This window comes from Actinocorallia herbida (assembly GCF_003751225.1).
Taxonomy (GTDB): domain Bacteria; phylum Actinomycetota; class Actinomycetes; order Streptosporangiales; family Streptosporangiaceae; genus Actinocorallia; species Actinocorallia herbida.
Genome location: NZ_RJKE01000001.1, coordinates 1,440,747 through 1,458,565, shown reverse-complemented (window position 1 = coordinate 1,458,565; position 17,819 = coordinate 1,440,747). Strand labels below are relative to the sequence as shown.

General features: G+C 73.0%; 15 protein-coding genes. 1 reads left to right on the top strand and 14 read right to left on the bottom strand.

Translation table 11 applies throughout. The annotated features are described in order from the left end of the window. Nucleotides 1-109 precede the first annotated feature (109 nt). On the bottom strand, nt 110-2,479 hold the full coding sequence (locus tag EDD29_RS06925; protein WP_211359586.1) for a primosomal protein N': 2,370 nt from the start codon (nt 2,477-2,479) through the stop codon (nt 110-112). A 152-nt stretch (nt 2,480-2,631) separates the two neighbouring features. Between EDD29_RS06925 and EDD29_RS06920 the strand changes: the two genes are divergently transcribed. Then, on the top strand, nt 2,632-3,696 hold the full coding sequence (locus tag EDD29_RS06920; protein WP_123663408.1) for a hypothetical protein: 1,065 nt from the start codon (nt 2,632-2,634) through the stop codon (nt 3,694-3,696). A 96-nt stretch (nt 3,697-3,792) separates the two neighbouring features. Here EDD29_RS06920 and metK read toward each other — a convergent pair whose 3' ends face one another. From metK to pyrR, 13 genes are all read right to left on the bottom strand, one after another. Then, complete coding sequence (metK, locus tag EDD29_RS06915; RefSeq protein WP_123663406.1) at nt 3,793-4,986, bottom strand: methionine adenosyltransferase; 1,194 nt, start codon at nt 4,984-4,986, stop codon at nt 3,793-3,795. A gap of 162 nt (nt 4,987-5,148) precedes the next feature. After that, the gene (gene coaBC / locus EDD29_RS06910) at nt 5,149-6,342 is read right to left on the bottom strand and encodes a bifunctional phosphopantothenoylcysteine decarboxylase/phosphopantothenate--cysteine ligase CoaBC (protein ID WP_123663404.1); all 1,194 of its coding nucleotides are present in this window, start codon (nt 6,340-6,342) and stop codon (nt 5,149-5,151) included. A 6-nt stretch (nt 6,343-6,348) separates the two neighbouring features. Next, nucleotides 6,349-6,603, bottom strand: coding sequence for a DNA-directed RNA polymerase subunit omega (gene rpoZ / locus EDD29_RS06905; RefSeq protein WP_123663402.1), 255 nt, complete (start codon nt 6,601-6,603; stop codon nt 6,349-6,351). A gap of 82 nt (nt 6,604-6,685) precedes the next feature. Then, a complete protein-coding gene (gene gmk, locus EDD29_RS06900) occupies nt 6,686-7,270 on the bottom strand; it encodes a guanylate kinase (RefSeq protein WP_123663400.1) in 585 nt (194 codons plus the stop codon). Between the two features lie 106 nt (nt 7,271-7,376). Then, nucleotides 7,377-7,694 carry an integration host factor, actinobacterial type gene (gene mihF, locus EDD29_RS06895; protein ID WP_211359585.1) on the bottom strand — a complete coding sequence of 106 codons (318 nt, stop codon included), beginning with the start codon at nt 7,692-7,694 and terminating at the stop codon, nt 7,377-7,379. A gap of 186 nt (nt 7,695-7,880) precedes the next feature. Continuing rightward, complete coding sequence (gene pyrF / locus EDD29_RS06890; RefSeq protein ID WP_123663396.1) at nt 7,881-8,573, bottom strand: orotidine-5'-phosphate decarboxylase; 693 nt, start codon at nt 8,571-8,573, stop codon at nt 7,881-7,883. Further along, entirely contained in the window at nt 8,570-9,553 is a 984-nt protein-coding gene (locus tag EDD29_RS06885; RefSeq protein WP_123663395.1) for a dihydroorotate dehydrogenase, read from the bottom strand. The genes pyrF and EDD29_RS06885 overlap by 4 nt, the downstream gene beginning before the upstream one ends. A 55-nt stretch (nt 9,554-9,608) precedes the next feature. Beyond that, complete coding sequence (locus EDD29_RS06880) at nt 9,609-10,427, bottom strand: iron-sulfur cluster-binding protein (protein WP_123670324.1); 819 nt, start codon at nt 10,425-10,427, stop codon at nt 9,609-9,611. Between the two features lie 149 nt (nt 10,428-10,576). Beyond that, nucleotides 10,577-13,882 carry a carbamoyl-phosphate synthase large subunit gene (carB, locus tag EDD29_RS06875; RefSeq protein WP_123663393.1) on the bottom strand — a complete coding sequence of 1,102 codons (3,306 nt, stop codon included), beginning with the start codon at nt 13,880-13,882 and terminating at the stop codon, nt 10,577-10,579. Beyond that, complete coding sequence (carA, locus tag EDD29_RS06870) at nt 13,883-15,007, bottom strand: glutamine-hydrolyzing carbamoyl-phosphate synthase small subunit (RefSeq protein WP_123663391.1); 1,125 nt, start codon at nt 15,005-15,007, stop codon at nt 13,883-13,885. After that, nucleotides 15,004-16,308, bottom strand: a complete 1,305-nt coding sequence (locus tag EDD29_RS06865) for a dihydroorotase (protein WP_123663389.1) — start codon at nt 16,306-16,308, stop codon at nt 15,004-15,006. The genes carA and EDD29_RS06865 overlap by 4 nt, the downstream gene beginning before the upstream one ends. Next, a complete protein-coding gene (locus EDD29_RS06860) occupies nt 16,305-17,240 on the bottom strand; it encodes an aspartate carbamoyltransferase catalytic subunit (RefSeq protein ID WP_123663387.1) in 936 nt (311 codons plus the stop codon). The genes EDD29_RS06865 and EDD29_RS06860 overlap by 4 nt, the downstream gene beginning before the upstream one ends. Beyond that, complete coding sequence (pyrR, locus tag EDD29_RS06855; RefSeq protein WP_123663385.1) at nt 17,237-17,806, bottom strand: bifunctional pyr operon transcriptional regulator/uracil phosphoribosyltransferase PyrR; 570 nt, start codon at nt 17,804-17,806, stop codon at nt 17,237-17,239. The genes EDD29_RS06860 and pyrR overlap by 4 nt, the downstream gene beginning before the upstream one ends. Nucleotides 17,807-17,819: the final 13 nt, after the last annotated feature.

Below are 17,819 nucleotides of genomic sequence, written 5' to 3'. Positions count from 1 at the left end.
CCACCCGCCCGCTCCCAAAGCGCCCCCGCGCCTCCCCCCGACATCACGGCCGGCGACCGGATCCGGGCCTCCCGCCCTTCCGCGAACGGCCTGGACCGTGCGCCGGGGGTCACAGGAGTTCGAGCGGGTCGAGTTCGACGCGGACGGGGTCGGGGGCCCGCCGGGCGCTGCGGATGGACTGGGCCTCCTTGAGCGCGCGGGCGAGGTCGGTGGAGCCGGTGCGGGGGACTCGCAGGAGGGCGCGCTCGCGTCCTTCGGCGTGCGGGACGGGGCCGAGCAGTTCGGCGTCCTCGGGCAGGCGGGCGTGCTCGATGAGGTCGCGGATGGCGGCGGGCGGGCCGGTGAGGGAGGCCATCCTGGCGACGGGCGGGAAGTGCAGCTCGCGGCGTTCGTCGAGTTCCCGCTCGGCGAAGGTGACCGGATCCCAGCGGACCGCGGCCTGCACCGCGGGGATCCCGCCGTCGGCGGCGAGCACGACGGCGCCGTGCGGGCGGACCAGGGCCGCGGCGTTCAGCCACCGGCGCAGGGCCTCCTCGGCGACGCGCAGGTCGGGCCTGCCGAGCATCGCCCACCCGTCGAGGAGCAGCGCGGCGGCGTACCCGCCCTCGGCGACGGGTTCGGCCCCGGGCGTGGCCACCACGAGTTCCGGCTTCCCGGACACCTCGGTGAGAATCGCGTCACGTCCCGAGGTCCGGACCGTCACCCCGGGGAAGGCGCGGCCCAGCTCTTCGGCGGTGCGCCCGGCCCCGACGACGACCGCGCGGACCCGGGTGCCGCCGCACTCGGGGCAGCGCCAGGCCGCGGCGATCGCGCCGCACCAGCGGCAGGCGGGCGCGCCGCCCGCCGAGCCGAGCGCGAGCGGCCCCGCGCAGGCCGGGCAGCGGGCGGGCTCGCGGCACTGGGCGCAGGCCAGCGCGGGCAGGTAGCCACGGCGCGGCACCTGCACCAGGACGGGTCCTTCGGCGAGCGCGGCGCGGGCCGCCCGGAACGCCAGCGCGGGCAGCCGCGCGGTCCGGGCCGCCTCGTCCCTGGCCAGTTCGGCGTCGTCGCCCGCGGGCCTGACCCGCGGCATCGCCGCCCGGATCGTCTCGCGCGCCGCCGTCAGCGGGTGCGCCCACCCGGTCTCGACGAGCCGGGTCGTGTCCGCCGTCCGGGTGATCCCGCCGAACAGCGCCCCCGCGCCCGCCCGGTGCGCCCGCAGCACCAGCACCTCCCGCGCGTGCGGATAGGGCGCGTGCGGCTCCGCGTGCACGTCGTCCCCGTCGTCCCAGAGCACCACGAGCCCGAGATCGCGCACCGGCGCGAACATCGCCGCGCGCGTCCCCACCACGATCCGCGCCTCCCCCCGCTCCACCCGCAGCCACTCCCCGTACCTCCGCTCCGGCCCGTCCTCCGCCCGCAGGACCACGAACCCCTCCCCCGCCCCGGCGCGCGCGCCCTTCGGCGCGGCCACGGCGTCGGCTCCCGGGGACGCCGACGCACCGTCGGGCCCCTCGATGGACTCGGGCGGGCCCTGCTCGCCGCTTCGCGCGGATTCCGCCGATTCCCCGGGCGCGGCCGCCGCGTCGGCGGACGAAAGTTCGCCGGGCCAGGCGGGCACGGCCGCCGGGGCCTCCGCCGAGTCGGCGGGGACGCCGGGAGGAGCAGGCGGAGCCGACGGCTTCTCGGCGCCGGCGTCGGGTGGCGGCGCCGCCGAGAGAGAAGGCCCGGCGGAGGAAGGGGCGTCCGAGGGGGCCGTCTGCTCGGTGGAGAGTTCGGCGGTGAGGGCGGCGGCCACTCGGGCGGCCTGCCGGCCGTCGGCGACGATGATGAGGGCGCCTCGGCCGGAGGCCGCGGTGGCGCGGGCGGCGCGGGCCAGGGCGGCGGGCCACTCGGGGCCGGGCAGGGCGGTCCAGACCGCGCGGGGCGAGCGGCCCTCGGCGAGGGCGGCCAGGTAGGAGGGGCCCGCCGGGTAGGCGGCCCACGGGCCGGGGTCGGCGGGCGGCGCGGGGCGCGGCGCGGGTTCGGCCGGACGCCGCTTCTCGGCGCGGGCGTGCCTGGGCGGGACGGCGAGGCGCACCACGTCGGCGAAGGTCCCGGCGTACCGGTCGGCGACCTCGCGCGCCAGCGCGGCGATCTCGGGGCCGAGAACGGGCTCGGGCGACACCACGCGCTCCAGGAACAGCAACCTGCCCTCGTGCTCGCTACCGGGGACGCGTTCCAGGAGGAATCCGTCCAGGAGCTTGCCGTGGAAGCGCACCCGCACGCGGCAGCCGGGCACGGCCTGCGCGTCGAGCCGCGCGGGCACGAGGTAGTCGAACACCCGGTCCAGGTGCGGCAGCGGCACGTCCACCGCGATCCGCGCGACCGGCAGCTCCGCCGCCGCCTCGGGCACCCCCGCCTGCTGCTTCCCGCCCGCCTTCTTCCGCACCGCCGCCGCTTCGGCCGCGGCCTCCGCCGCCAGCCCCTCCGTCCCCGGAATCAGTCCGTCCTCGCCCACCCCCCACACCTATCACCCCGCGCCCCCTGCCCCCGCCGCTCGTTGTGGAAAACCCGCCCGGCCCCCGCCCCCACCAGCGCCCGGCCGCCAGAACGCCTCTGCCGAAATCGACGCGGTCGATCGGCCGGCCCGCTCCCGCTAGGGTCCTGTGCGTGGGACGTCCCCTGAGCGAGCTCGACGCGGTCGACTGGAGCGCGCTGCACCATGCGTACGGCGACGCCTCCGACGTCCCCGGGCTGCTCCGCGCGCTCGGCGGAACCGACGAGGAGGCGGCCGAGGAGGCCTTCGGCGCGTTGTTCGCGGCCCTGTGCCACCAGGGCAGCCGGTTCGACGCGAGCGCCGCGGCCGTGCCGTTCCTCGCCGGGCTGCTCGAGAACCCGCTCGCGGACGTGCCGGGGCTCATCCTGCTCGGCCGGCTGGCCACCGGGGACGACGACCAGTGGTCGCTGCCGCGCCCGGCCGAGATCTCCGGGGACCCCGACCTCGATCCGGACGCCCTGGCCGCCTACGAGGCAGTGCGCCGGGAGGTCCCCGGGCTCGTCGGCTTCCTCGGCGATGGCGACCCGTACGTCGTCCGCGCCGCGGCCTGGGCGCTCTCGTGGTTCCCCGAAGAGGCCGGGGCCGTCCTTCCCCCGCTGCACGACGTGCTCTCCTCGGCCCCTCTCCCGGCCACCCGCACGACCTGCCTCCTCGCGGCGGCGCTCCTCGGCGATCGTGCCCTCTTCTCCCTGCCGGTCCCCGACGGCGACTGGCCTTACGCGACCGCCGCGCTCCTCGCCCTGCGCGACGACCCTCCCGCCGCCGTCGTCGACGCGGTCCTCGACGCCGCCCGGACCCTGCCGAAGCACGCGTTCCAAGACGACGACATCCCCTACTTCTACGGTGACGTCCCCGGCGTCCTCGCCTCGGCCCTGCGCTGCGCACCCGCCGCGCGCCGCCGCGAAGCGGCCGTCGCCCTGACCCGCCTTCGGCAGCGCACCGGCCACTCGTTCCCGATCGACGCGGGCCTCGTCCACCTCCTCCTGGAAGAGGCCGCCGCCACCCCCGGCGCCCACCTCTCCCCGCTGGAGCGCGCGCACCTGGCCGCCCTCCCCCGCCACGCCGCCCACGCCTATCCCGGGCTCCTCCCCCACGCGCTCCACTCCCTCGGCCTCCCCGACGCCTTCCCCGACCTGGCCTCTCTCCTGGCCTCCCGCGGCCTGCCTTCCTTCCCCTGACCCGGCGCACACGCACCGGAACCGCTGGAACGGGCGCGGAACGCACGGAAGCCCGCACCCCGGGCGGGGTGCGGGCTTCGCGGAGTGCGCTGTGCGTTACAGGCCGACGGCGGCGCGGAGGGCCTCGGCGCGGTCGGTGCGCTCCCAGGAGAAGTCCGGCAGCTCGCGGCCGAAGTGGCCGTAGGCGGCGGTCTGGGAGTAGATCGGGCGGAGCAGGTCGAGGTCGCGGACGATCGCGGCCGGACGCAGGTCGAAGACTTCCAGGACGGCGGCCTGGAGCTTGGTGATGTCGACCTTCTCGGTGCCGAAGCCCTCGACGAAGACGCCGACGGGCTGGGCCTTGCCGATCGCGTAGGCGACCTGGACCTCGGCGCGGTCGGCCAGGCCGGCGGCGACGATGTTCTTGGCGACCCAGCGCATCGCGTAGGCGGCGGAGCGGTCGACCTTGGACGGGTCCTTGCCGGAGAAGGCGCCGCCACCGTGCCGGGCGTAGCCGCCGTAGGTGTCGACGATGATCTTGCGGCCGGTGAGGCCGGCGTCGCCCATCGGGCCGCCGATCTCGAAGCGGCCGGTCGGGTTCACCAGCAGCCGGTAGCCGGAGGTGTCGATGTCGAACTCGGCGAGGACCGGGTCGACGACGAGGTCCTTGATGTCCGGGGTCAGCAGCTCCTTGAGCGAGATGTCAGGGGCGTGCTGGGAGGACACGACGACGGTGTCGAGGCGGACGGCGCGGTGGCCGTCGTACTCGATGGTGACCTGGGTCTTGCCGTCCGGGCGCAGGTAGGCGACGTCGCCGCTCTTGCGCACCTCGGACAGGCGCTGCGCCAGCCGGTGCGCGATGGTGATCGGCAGCGGCATGAGGGTGGCGGTCTCGTTGGTGGCGTAGCCGAACATGAGGCCCTGGTCGCCCGCGCCCTGGCGGTCGAGGTCGTCGCCGGCCTCGCCCTCGCGGTTCTCGTAGGCGTCGTCGACGCCCTGGGCGATGTCGGGGGACTGCGCGCCGATGGAGACCGAGACGCCGCAGGAGTGGCCGTCGAAGCCCTTGGCCGAGGAGTCGTAGCCGATCTCGAGGATCTTCTCCCGGATGACGCCGGGGATGTCCACGTAGGTCTCGGTGGTGACCTCACCGGCCACGTGCACCTGACCAGTGGTGATCATGGTCTCGACGGCGACGCGGCTCTTCGCGTCGTCCTTGAGCATGGAATCGAGGATCGCGTCACTGATCTGGTCGGCGATCTTGTCCGGGTGGCCCTCGGTGACCGATTCAGAGGTGAAGAGGCGACGGGACACTACGTGTACTCCTTGCAGCGGCTGCTGACTTGAACCAGTAGCAGGGTAGCGGGGCGGGACCGGGTCCGGTACCGGCCCCCGTGGTGGATCAGGCGAACGAAGTCTAGCCGTACCGGCCCTCGCGGCGCTTAGGCGGCGCTTGGGCGGGGCGGCGGGATCCGATCAGGCCAGGAGGGCGGCGATCTCGTCCCAGACGGCGGAGGCGAGCTGGTCCTTGCTTCCGCGCGGGATCTCGCGTTCGGCCCCGGTCGCCGCGAGGATCACCCCGGCGTTGTCGGGTGCGCCGAACGTCAGGTTCTCGCCCACCTGGTTGACCACGAGCAGGTCGCAGCCCTTGCGTGCGAGCTTGGCCCGGCCGTGGTCGAGGACGTCGTCGGTCTCGGCGGCGAACCCGACGATGACCTGTCCGGGCGTCCGCCGGGTGACGAGCTCGGCCAGGATATCGGGATTCTTCACCAATTCGATAGGCAAAGTCTCGTTTTTATCGGTCTTCTTGATCTTCGAGCCCTGGAAGACCGACGGCCGGAAGTCGGCGACGGCCGCGGCCATCACCACGACGTCGGCGGCGGCCGCGACGGACTGGACCGCCTCGCGCATCTCCAGCGCCGAGCCCACCCGCACGACCGAGACCCCGGCCGGGTCCGGCAGCGCGGTGTTGGCGGCGACGAGGGTGACCTTCGCGCCGCGGGCCGCGGCGACCCGGGCGAGGGCGTAGCCCTGCAAGCCCGAGGAGCGGTTCCCGATGAAGCGCACGGGGTCGATCGGCTCACGGGTCCCGCCGGCGGAGACGACCACGTGTCTTCCGACGAGATCGCGCGGATCGCCCGCGAGGACGCGCCTGGCCACCTCGAACAGCTCGGCCGGGTCGGGCAGCCGGCCGGGGCCGGTGTCCCTGCCCGTCAGCCGGCCGGACGCGGGCTCGACGACGATGTTGCCGCGCTCGCGCAGCAGCGCCACGTTCGCCCGGGTCGCCGGGTGCTCCCACATCTCGGTGTGCATCGCGGGCGCGAACACCACGGGGCACCGGGCGGTCAGCAGCGTGTTGGTGAGGAGGTCGTCGGCGATGCCGTGCGCGGCCTTGGCCAGCAGGTTGGCCGTGGCCGGGGCGACGACGACGAGATCGGCGGTCTGCCCGATCCGCACATGGGGGACGTCGGCGATGTCCTCCCACACGCCCGTCTGGACGGGCTGGCCGGACAGGGCGGCCCAGGTGGGCTCGCCCACGAACCGCAGGGCGTCGGCGGTCGGCACGACCTTGACGCTGTGCCCCGACTCGGTGAGCCGCCGGAGCAGTTCGCACACCTTGTACGCGGCGATCCCGGCGCCGACGCCGAGGACGACCTTCGGACCGGTCAACCTCGCTCAGCCCTCGGTCGGCTCGGTGTGCAGCAGACCCTCGCGCACCTCGCGCAGGGCGATGGACAGCGGCTTCTCCTGGACCTGGGTCTCGACCAGCGGCCCCACGTACTCCAGCAGGCCCTCGCCGAGCTGCGCGTAGTACGCGTTGATCTGACGGGCCCGCTTGGCCGCGATGGACACCAGGCCGTACTTGGTCTCGACGACGCCGAGCAGGTCGTCGATCGACGGGTTGGTGATGCCCTCGTTGTTCGCAGCCACAGTGCGCCTTTCAAAAGTGGATCAGTGATCGCGGGAAGTGAGCAGCGATCGCCGGAGAGTGAGCAGTGATCTCAGAAAGTGATCAGTGGTCAGCCATCAAGGCTAGCAGCTCCTCGCATACACCAGGTACCGAGTGATTGACCAGGGTGGTGTCGAATTCCTTCTCCGCGGCGAGCTCGACGCGGGCGGCGGCGAGGCGCCGCTCGATCACCTCGTCGGACTCGGTGCCGCGGCCGACCAGGCGGCGCACCAGCTCTTCCCAGGACGGCGGGGCGAGGAAGACCAGCCGCGCGTCGGGCATCGTCTCGCGCACCTGGCGCGCGCCCTGGAGGTCGATCTCCAGCAGCGTGGGGACGCCGCGGGCGAGCCGCTCCTCGACGGGCTCCCGCGGGGTGCCGTAGCGGTTGCCCGCGAACTCGGCCCATTCCAGCAGGGTGCCGTCGGCGATCATCCGGTCGAATCCGGCGTCGTCGGTGAAGTGGTACTCCACGCCGTCGGTCTCGCCGGGACGGGGCTTTCTGGTCGTCACGGACACCGACAGCCAGACGCCGGGGTGGTCCTCGCGCAGACGGGCGACGACAGTGCTCTTGCCGACGCCGGACGGCCCGGACAGGACCGTGAGGCGCTTGAGCACCCGGGAACGGGAGAGTGAATCGGAGGTTTCCATCGCGCCCAAGGTTTATCACGACCCCGCGGCGACGTGCGGGGTGTCCTGCCGGGTCAGGGCCGTCCGGGGTCTCCGGCGGCGGGCCGACCCGGCGGGACGCGCACCGCTACTTGTTGCCCAGCTCGCGCTCAAGCGAGGCGCGCTGGTTGGCGCCCAGGCCCCGCACGCGGCGGGACTCGGCGATGCCGTGCCGCTCCATGATCTGCTTGGCGCGGACCTTGCCGACGCCGGGCAGCGACTCCAGGAGCGCGGACACCTTCATCTTGCCGACGATGTCATCGGCAAGGCCCTGCTGAAGCACGTCGGAGAGGGAGATCTCCTGGTTCTTGAGCTTGACCTTGACCTCTGCGCGCTCCCTGCGGGCCAATGCGGCCTTTTCCAGGGCCGCGGCACGCTGTTCGGGGGTAAGGGGCGGAAGAGCCACGCCGGTCACCTCGTGTTTTCCACTCGACGGAGTCGGACGCCCCGGAAACTAGCGACTTTCCCCCCCATAAAGCAACGTGATGCGCGGTTATTCCGGTGAGATATCCACGAAATTCTCTATCCGTAATCGAGTCATCACCCTGCGTCTATACGAATCGCCGGAAAGCCCGACTGCCTGGGCTTTCGCTCAACCCGCGGCGCGCAGTGCCGCCGCGATCTCGGCGGCGGCTCTTCCCGGGTCCGAATCACGGGTAATTGGGCGTCCGATAACCAGCAGATCGGCCCCCGCGGCGAGTGCCGACTCGGGAGTCGCGATGCGCGTCTGGTCGTCGGCGGCGGAGCCCGCGGGACGCACTCCGGGCGTGATCAGGTCGATTCCGGCGCCGACCTCCGCGCGCACGAGGGCGACCTCGCGCGGCGAGCACACCAGCGCGCGGGCGCCCGCGCCGACGGCGAGGGCGGCGAGGCGGCGGACCGCGTCGTCGGCCGGGCCGGCGAGGCCGATCTCGGCCAGATCGCCCTCCCCCATCGAGGTCAGCACCGTGACCGCTGTGATCTTCGTCTCGGGCGCCGCCGCGGCGGCCGCCTTGATCATCGTGGTGCCGCCCGACGCGTGCACCGTCAGGTAGGCGGGGGTGAGATCGGCGACGGCGCGCACGGCCTTCTCGACGGTCGCGGGGATGTCGTGCAGTTTCAGGTCGAGGAACAGGCGCTCGCCGCCCGCCTCGCGGACCCGGGTGACGACCTCGCGGCCGTAGCGCAGGTACAGCTCGAGGCCGACCTTGACGGTGCTGACGTGGGGGGCGACCTGCCCGGTCCAGCGCACCGCGGTGGCGATGTCGTCGGTGTCCAGGGCCACTGCGATGGGCGCGGGCTTCATGAGAACTCCTCGATACGGGTGCGCGGGCGCGCGATCTGCGGTCCCGCCGAGGCGGGCCGGTGGGCCAGCCCGACGGCGTCGCCCGGCCGGGCCATCCCCCGGGCCGCGAGGGCCTCCTCCAGCTCCCTGAGGATGCGCTGGGGGGCCGACGGGTCGTGCAGGAGGGTGGTGCCGACCGAGACGGCGGTCGCGCCCGCCACGAGGAACTCCAGGGCGTCGGACCCGGTGGCGACGCCGCCGCCGCCGATGATCGGCAGCTCGGGGATCGCGGCGTGGACCTGGTAGACGCAGCGCAGCGCGACGGGCCGCAGCGCGGGCCCGGAAAGGCCGCCGGCGACGCCGCTGAGAGCCGGGCGCAATGTGGCCGGATCAATGGCGAGTCCGGAGACCGTGTTGATGAGTGACAAACCGGTCGCCCCGGCGTCGGCACAGGCCAGTGCAATGGTCGCGATATCTGTCACGTCCGGCGAAAGCTTGGCCAATACCGGGACGTCCCGATGAATTGCGCCGCGCACCGCGCGGACGACGTCCGCCGCGGCCGCGGGCGAGGCCGCGAACATGCGGCCCCGGTCTTCGGCGTTGGGGCAGGCGACGTTGACCTCGACCCCGACGATCGGACGGGCCGCGGGCGAGGCGGCGAGCCGCCCGGCGATCTCGGCGAACTCCTGCACGCTGCTGCCGCCGACCGAGACGACGACGGACACGTCGTGGCCCGCGAGCCAGGGCAGGTCCCGGGCGAGGAACGCGTCGAGTCCCGGTCCGGGCAGCCCCATCGCGTTGAGCAGCCCGCTGGGCGTCTCGGCGATCCGGGGCGTCGGCCGGCCCGCGCGCGGGCGGCCCATGACCGTCGCGGTCGTGAAGGCGCCGAGCCGGGCCAGGTCGGTGTAGGGGGACAGCTCACGGCCGGTCCCGCCGCAGCCGGACGCGGTGAGCAGCGGGTTGGCGAGCGTGACGGCGCCGATCCGGGTGCTCAGGTCCACGGGTGTCCTCCTGCTGCCGAGGGATGGGGCCCCGCCGCACCTGCGGACGGGCGCGTCAAGGTGCCGCCTCCAGGGCGGTCTGGGGGGCGCGTGGGCCGCCCAGGGCGTCCAGGGGGATGGTGCCGAGGTCGTTCCAGCGGATGCGCTCGCCGCGCAGCACGGGGCCTTCGACGCAGGCGCGGACCATGCGGGTGTGGCCGTCGTCGCCGATGACCGGCAGCACGCACGACGCGCACACGCCGATGCCGCAGGCGCCGGTCTCGCCGAGCAGTTCGCCGAGGCTGACCTGGCAGGGGATGCCGAGGGCCGAGGCGATGCCGCTGACGGCGCTGAGCAGCCCCGTCGGCCCCGCGGCGTAGATCACGTCGGCCTCGGTCCGGTCGATGATGCCGGGGAGCAGGTCGGGGAGCATCCCCGCGGTGCCGAGGGAGCCGTCGCGGGTGATGACGGTGGAGCTGTCGCCGATCCGCTGGGCGCTGAGCGCCCCGTACACCTGGTGGGCGTGCGGGGCGGCCAGCACGAAGTGCACCTTGCAGTCGCGCTGCCGCAGCGCGTCGGCCAGCGCGAACAACCCGGACGAGCCGTGCGCGCCGCCGATGAGCAGGCACGCGGCCGGGTCGCGCGGCAGCGGGAACGGGCGGCCCAGCGGGCCGATGAGGTCCAGCGCGTCGCGGGAGCGGCGGGAGGCCAGCCACCGGCTGCCCGGGTCGTCGGCGGAGAAGACGAACTCGACGGTGCCGCCGTAGTCGGGCTTCACCTCGTAGACGGGCAGACAGCGCCGCGCGAGCAGCGAGGTGTGCTCGCCGCCGACGGCGACCGCGACGAACTGGCCGGGCCGGAACCTCTCGGCCACCGCGGGCGCCACGACGGTCATCGCGTGGTAGGCCGCCACCTGCCGGACCGTGAGGACGGTCCCGGGGGACTGGACGGGTCCGGTCCCTGCCTGGCCGGATGCCTCGGTGGAGATGGCGGCCTCCCTATCGACTGGTCGTGTCGGTGCTGACCCCCTGGGCGGTCGCCCCGCTAGGAGTTGCGGGCGCCGCGCAGGTGCTGTGCGTGCTCCTGGAGGGAGCGGACGCCCACGTCACCGCGCGTCACCGCCTCGATGCCCTGGACGGCGGCGGCGAGGCCCTGCACGGTGGTCACGCAGGGGATGCCGCGCAGTACCGCGGCGGTGCGGATCTCGTAGCCGTCGAGCCGCGGCCCGGACTGGCCGTCGCCGAACGGAGTATTGACGATGAGATCCACTTCGCCGTCCATGACGCGCCGCACGACGGTGGGTTCGCCGTCCGGCCCGGGGCCCTCGCTGTGCTTACGGACGATCTTGGCACGGACGCCGTTGCGCCGCAGCACCTCCGCGGTTCCCTCGGTGGCAAGAATCTCAAAACCGAGGTCCGCCAGCCGCTTGACCGGGAAGATCATGTGCCGCTTGTCCCGGTTGGCGACCGAGACGAACGCCCGTCCCTTCGTCGGCAGGGAGCCGTAGGCCGCGGACTGGGACTTGGCGTAGGCGGTGCCGAAGACCTCGTCGATGCCCATGACCTCGCCGGTCGAGCGCATCTCCGGGCCGAGGACCGTGTCGACGCCCTGGCCTTGGGCGTTGCGGAACCGGTTGAACGGCAGCACCGCCTCCTTGACCGCGATGGGGGCGTCCAGGGGCAGGTCTCCCCCGTCGCCGGTCGCGGGCAGGAGGCCCTCGGCGCGCAGCTGCGCGATCGAGGCGCCGAGCATGACCCGGGCGGCCGCCTTGGCGACCGACACCGCGGTCGCCTTGGAGACGAACGGGACGGTCCGGGAGGCGCGCGGGTTGGCCTCCAGGACGTACAGGACGCCCGCGGACAGTGCGTACTGGACGTTCATCAGGCCGCGCACGCCGATGCCGCGCGCGAGGCGCAGCGTGGACTCGCGGATCCGCTCGATGTCGTGCCGGCCGAGCGTGATCGGCGGGAGCGCGCACGCGGAGTCGCCGGAGTGGATGCCGGCCTCCTCGATGTGCTCCATGACGCCGCCGAGGTACAGCTCCTCGCCGTCGTACAGGGCGTCCACGTCGATCTCGATCGCGTCGTCGAGGAAGCGGTCGACCAGGACGGGCCGGTCGGCGCTGACCTCGGTCGCGGTGGACATGTAGGCCACGAGGGCGGCGTCGTCGTAGACGATCTCCATGCCGCGCCCGCCGAGCACGTAGGACGGCCGGACGAGGACGGGGTAGCCGATCTCGTTGGCGATCGACACGGCCTCGTCGGCGGAGACCGCGGTGCCGTGCTTGGGCGCGGGCAGGTCCGCCTCGGCGAGCACCTGGCCGAACGCGCCGCGGTCCTCGGCGAGGTGGATGGACTCGGGGCTGGTGCCGACGATCGGCACGCCCGCGTCCTTGAGCCGCTGCGCGAGGCCGAGCGGGGTCTGCCCGCCGAGCTGGACGATGACGCCCACGACCGTGCCGGTCTGCTGCTCGGCGTGGACGACCTCCAGGACGTCCTCCAGGGTGAGCGGCTCGAAGTAGAGCCGGTCGGAGGTGTCGTAGTCGGTGGAGACCGTCTCGGGGTTGCAGTTGACCATGACGGTCTCGTAGCCCGCCTCGGACAGCGTGAACGAGGCGTGGACGCAGGAGTAGTCGAACTCCACGCCCTGGCCGATGCGGTTCGGGCCCGAGCCGAGGATGAGGACCTTGGGCTTCGTGCCCTGCGGGACCTCGGTCTCCTCGTCGTAGGAGGAGTACAGGTACGGGGTCGTGGCGGCGAACTCCGCGGCGCAGGTGTCGACGGTCAGGTAGACCGGCCGGACGCCCAGCGCGTAGCGGACCTCGCGGACGACCGCCTCGTTCAGGCCGCGCAGCTGCGCGATCTGGGCGTCGGAGAAGCCCGCGCGCTTGGCGCGGAGCAGCTTCGGCGCGGTGAGCGCGTCGTCGGCCATGGCGATGTCGGCGGCGACCTCGTTGATCCCGGCGATCTGGTCGAGGAACCACGGGTCGATGCCGGTGATGCCGTAGACCTGCTCGATCGTCGCGCCCGCGTTCAGCGCCTGCTGCACCTCGTGGATGCGGCCGTCGTGCGGGACCTTGATCGAGGCGAGCAGCTCCTCCAGCGGCGGAACGTCCTCGCCCCAGGTGAAGCCCGCGCCCTTCTGCTCCAGCGAGCGCAGCGCCTTCTGGAGCGCCTCGGGGAAGCTGCGGCCGATGGCCATCGCCTCGCCGACGGACTTCATGTGGGTGGTCAGCGTGGGGTCGGCGCCGGGGAACTTCTCGAACGCGAACCGCGGCACCTTGACGACGATGTAGTCGAGGACCGGCTCGAAGGAGGCCGGGGTGACCTTGGTGATGTCGTTGGGGATCTCGTCCAGCGTGTAGCCGACGGCCAGGCGGGCGGCGATCTTGGCGATCGGGAAGCCGGTGGCCTTGGACGCCAGCGCCGAGGAGCGCGACACCCGCGGGTTCATCTCGATGACGATCATGCGACCGGTCGAGGGGTGCACCGCGAACTGGATGTTGCAGCCGCCGGTGTCGACGCCGACCTTGCGGATGACGGCGATCGCGACGTCCCGCATGTGCTGGTACTCGCGGTCGGTGAGGGTGAGCGCGGGCGCGACGGTGATGGAGTCGCCGGTGTGGACGCCCATCGGGTCGAGGTTCTCGATGGAGCAGATGACCACCACGTTGTCGTTGCGGTCGCGCATCAGCTCCAGCTCGTACTCCTTCCAGCCGAGGATGGACTCCTCGAGGAGCACCTCGCTGGTCGGGGACGCGGCGAGGCCGGCGCCGGCGATCTGGCGGAGGTCGGCCTCGTCGTAAGCGAAGCCGGAGCCCAGGCCGCCCATGGTGAAGGACGGGCGGACGACCAGCGGGTAGCCGAGCTGCCCGGCGGCGGCCAGCACCTCGTCCATGGTGTGGCAGATGAGGCTGCGCGCGACCTCCGCGCCCAGCTCCTCCACGATGCCCTTGAAGATCTCGCGGTTCTCGCCGCGCTGGATGGCGTCGAAGTTCGCGCCGATCAGCTCGACCCCGTACCGCTCCAGGACACCCGCCTCGTGCAGCGCGACGGCGCAGTTGAGCGCGGTCTGGCCGCCGAGGGTCGGCAGCAGCGCGTCGGGGCGCTCCTTGGCGATGATCTTCTCGACGACCTCGGGGGTGATCGGCTCGACGTAGGTGGCGTCGGCGAACTCGGGGTCGGTCATGATCGTCGCGGGGTTGCTGTTGACCAGGATGACCCGCAGGCCCTCGGCCTTGAGCACGCGGCACGCCTGGGTGCCGGAGTAGTCGAACTCGCACGCCTGGCCGATGACGATCGGGCCGGAGCCGATGATCAGAACGGACTTCAGGTCCTCGCGCCGAGGCATTCAGACACCTTCCTTGAGGTTGCGCGCGTGCTGCATCAGGGCGCAGAACTGGTCGAACAGGACCGTCGAGTCGTGCGGGCCCGCCGCGGCCTCGGGGTGGTACTGCACCGAGAAGGCGGGGCGGTCCAGCAGGCGCAGGCCCTCCACGCAGCCGTCGTTGAGGTTCACGTGGGAGACCTCGGCGCGGCCGAACGCGGTGTCGAACGGGCCGTCCAGCGGCGCGTCGACGGCGAAGCCGTGGTTGTGCGCGGAGATCTCGATCCGGCCGGTGCGGCGGTCCTGGACGGGCTGGTTCACGCCCCGGTGGCCGAAGCGCAGCTTGTAGGTGCCGAGGCCGAGCGCCCTGCCGAAGATCTGGTTGCCGAAGCAGATGCCGAAGAACGGGGTGCCGGAGCCGAGCACGCCGCGCAGCGCCTCGACCTGGCGGTCGGCGGTGGACGGGTCGCCGGGGCCGTTGGAGAAGAAGACGCCGTCGGGGTTCAGCGACAGGATCTGCTCGGCCGTGACGGTCGCGGGCAGGACCGTCACCTCACAGCCGCGCTCGGCCATCCGGTAGGGCGTCATCGCCTTGATGCCGAGGTCGACGGCGGCGACGCGGAATCGGGTCTCCCCGCGCGCGGGCACGACGTACGGCTCGGTGGTGGCGACCTCGGCGGCGAGGTCGGCGCCGGCCATCTGCGGGCTGGCGAGGATCCTGGCGTGCAGGGCGCGCGGGTCGGTCTCCACCGAGGAGATCGCGGCGCGCATCGCGCCGCGGTCGCGCAGGTGGCGGGTGAGCGCGCGGGTGCCGGGCATCGCGATGCCGACGACGCCGTACGCCTTCAGCTCCGCGTCGAGGGAGCGCTGGGCGCGCCAGTTGGACGCCACCCGGGCGGGCTCGCGCACGACGTACCCGGCGACGTGGATCCGGCGGGACTCCGGGTCGAGGTCGTTCACGCCGGTGTTGCCGATGTGCGGGGCGGTCATCGCCACGATCTGGCGGTGGTAGGAGGGGTCCGTGAGGGTCTCCTGGTAACCGGTCATCCCGGTGTTGAAGACGACCTCGCCGAAGGTCTCCCCCTCGGCGCCGAACGTCTCACCGTAGAACACCCGTCCGTCTTCGAGGACGAGCATGGCCTGCGTCATACGAGCTTTCCTTCCAGCACCGTGGGGCGGCCGCGCAGGAACGTGGCGACGACCCGTCCGGGCAGTTCGAGACCGGCGTACGGGGTGTTGCGGCTCTTGGAGGCGAACGTGGTCGCGTCCACCTGAGCGCGGTAGGCCGGGTCGTACAAAGTGATGTTGGCCGGAGAGCCGGACTCCAGCGGACGGCCGTGGCCGCCCAGGCGTCCGATCTCGGCCGGCTTGACCGACATGCGGTCGGCGAGGCCCGCCCAGTCGAGCAGGCCGGTGTCCACCATGGCCGCCTGCACCACGCTCAGCGCGGTCTCCAGGCCGATCATGCCCATGGCCGCGTCGGCCCACTCGGTCTCCTTGTCCTCCACCGCGTGGGGGGCGTGGTCCGTCGCGACGCAGTCGATGGTGCCGTCGGCGAGGCCCGCGCGCAGCGCGTCCACGTCGGCCTGCGTGCGCAGCGGCGGGTTGACCTTGTAGATCGGGTCGTAGGAGCGGCCGAGCGGCGAGTGCTCGCAGCACGCGTCGGTGAGGAACAGGTGGTGCGGGGTCACCTCGGCGGTGACGTTCCAGCCCTTGGACTTGGCCCACCGCACGATCTCGACCGACCCGGCCGTCGACACGTGGCACACGTGCAGGCGGGAGCCGACGTGTGCGGCCAGCAGGCAGTCGCGGGCGATGATCGACTCCTCGGCGACCGCGGGCCAGCCGCGAAGGCCGAGCCGGTCGGACACCTCGCCCTCGTTCATCTGGGCGCCCTCGGTGAGCCGCGGCTCCTGCGCGTGCTGGGCGACGACGCCGTCGAACGCCTTCACGTACTCCAGCGCGCGACGCATGATGACCGCGTCGTCGACGCAGTGGCCGTCGTCTGAGAACACCCGCACGTTCGCCGCGGACTCCGCCATCGCGCCCAGCTCGGCGAGCTTCTTGCCCGCCAGGCCCTCGGTGACCGCGCCGACCGGGTGCACGTCGCAGTGGCCGAACTCCCGGCCCAGGTGCCAGACCTGCTCGACGACGCCCGCCGTGTCGGCCACGGGGGTGGTGTTGGCCATCGCGTGCACCGCGGTGTAGCCGCCCCTGGCGGCCGCGCGGGTGCCGGACTGGACGGTCTCGTTGTCCTCGCGGCCCGGCTCGCGCAGATGCGTGTGCAGGTCCACCAGGCCGGGCAGGGCGACGAGCCCGGAGGCGTCGATCACCTCGGCGGCGGGGGCCTCGATCCCGATGCCGATCTCGGCGATCTCGCCGTCCCGGATCAGGATGTCCCGGACGTCACCGCCGAGGATCGCGGCGTTCCGGATGAGGTACTGGCTCACTTGTCGGCTCCGATCGCGGGCTGGGCGCCGCCCAGCAGGAGGTACAGGACGGCCATGCGCACGCTGACGCCGTTGCCGACCTGCTCGACGATGGTCGAGCGGGCCGAGTCGGCGACCTCGGCGGCGATCTCCACGCCCCGGTTCATCGGGCCCGGGTGCATGACGATGGCGTGCTCGGGGAGGTGGGAGTACCGCTCGGCGGACAGGCCGTACCTGCGGCTGTACTCCCGGACCGTCGGGAAGTAGGCGGCGTTCATGCGCTCGCGCTGGACGCGCAGCATCATCACCGCGTCGCTCTTGGCCAGCACCGAGTCGAGGTCGTAGGAGACCTTGCACGGCCAGGTGCCGACCGAGACGGGCAGGAGGGTCGGCGGGGCCACCAGGGTGACCTCGGCGCCCAGCGTGGACAGCAGCAGCACGTTGGAGCGCGCGACCCGGCTGTGCAGGACGTCGCCCACGATGGTGATCTTGCGGCCGTCCAGGGAGCCCAGGTGGCGGCGCATCGTGTAGGCGTCGAGCAGCGCCTGCGTGGGGTGCTCGTGGGTGCCGTCGCCGGCGTTGATGACGTTGCCGTTGATCCAGTCGGCGAGCCGGTAGGGCGCGCCGGACGCGCCGTGCCGGATGACGACGGCGTCGGCGCCCATCGCCTCGAGGGTCAGCGCGGTGTCCTTCAGCGATTCGCCTTTGGACACGCTGGAGCCCTTGGCCGAGAAGTTGATGACGTCGGCCGACAGCCGCTTGGCCGCCGCCTCGAAGGAGATGCGGGTGCGGGTGGAGTCCTCGAAGAAGAGGTTGACCACCGTGAGGCCGCGCAGCGTCGGCAGCTTCTTCACCGAGCGTCCGCTGACCCGGGCCAGCTCCTCGGCGGTGTCGAGGACCAGCAGCGCGTCGTCGCGGGTCAGGTCCTTGGCGGAGATCAGATGCCGCTTCACTTGCCGTCCCCCTTCGGCCCCAGCAGGACCGCGTCGCGCCCGTCGACGTCGTGCAGGAGGACGCGGACCGTCTCCTGGCTGGACGTCGGCAGGTTCTTGCCCACGTAGTCGGCCCGGATGGGCAGCTCCCGGTGGCCGCGGTCCACCAGCACGGCGAGCTGGACGGCGCGCGGGCGGCCGAGATCGTTGAGGGCGTCCAGGGCCGCGCGGATCGTGCGGCCGGAGTAGAGCACGTCGTCGACGAGCACGACGGTCTTGTCGTCGATGCCCTCGGCGGGGAGCTCGGTCTTGGTCAGGGCCCGCGCGGGCTTCATGCGCAGGTCGTCCCGGTACATCGTCACGTCGAGCGATCCGCAGGGGATGTCGAGGCCTTCGACCTCGTGGAAGCGCTCGGCGAGCATCCTCGCGAGGTTCACTCCCCGCGTCTGGATGCCCAGCAGGACGACGTCGGAGCCGCCCTTGGTGCGTTCGAGGATCTCGTGCGCGATACGGGTGAGCGCCCGGCGGATCTCCGGGGCCTCCAGGACCGCCTTGTAGGGCGCGTCCTGGCTTTGGGCAGCGGTCACTGCACCAACCTCC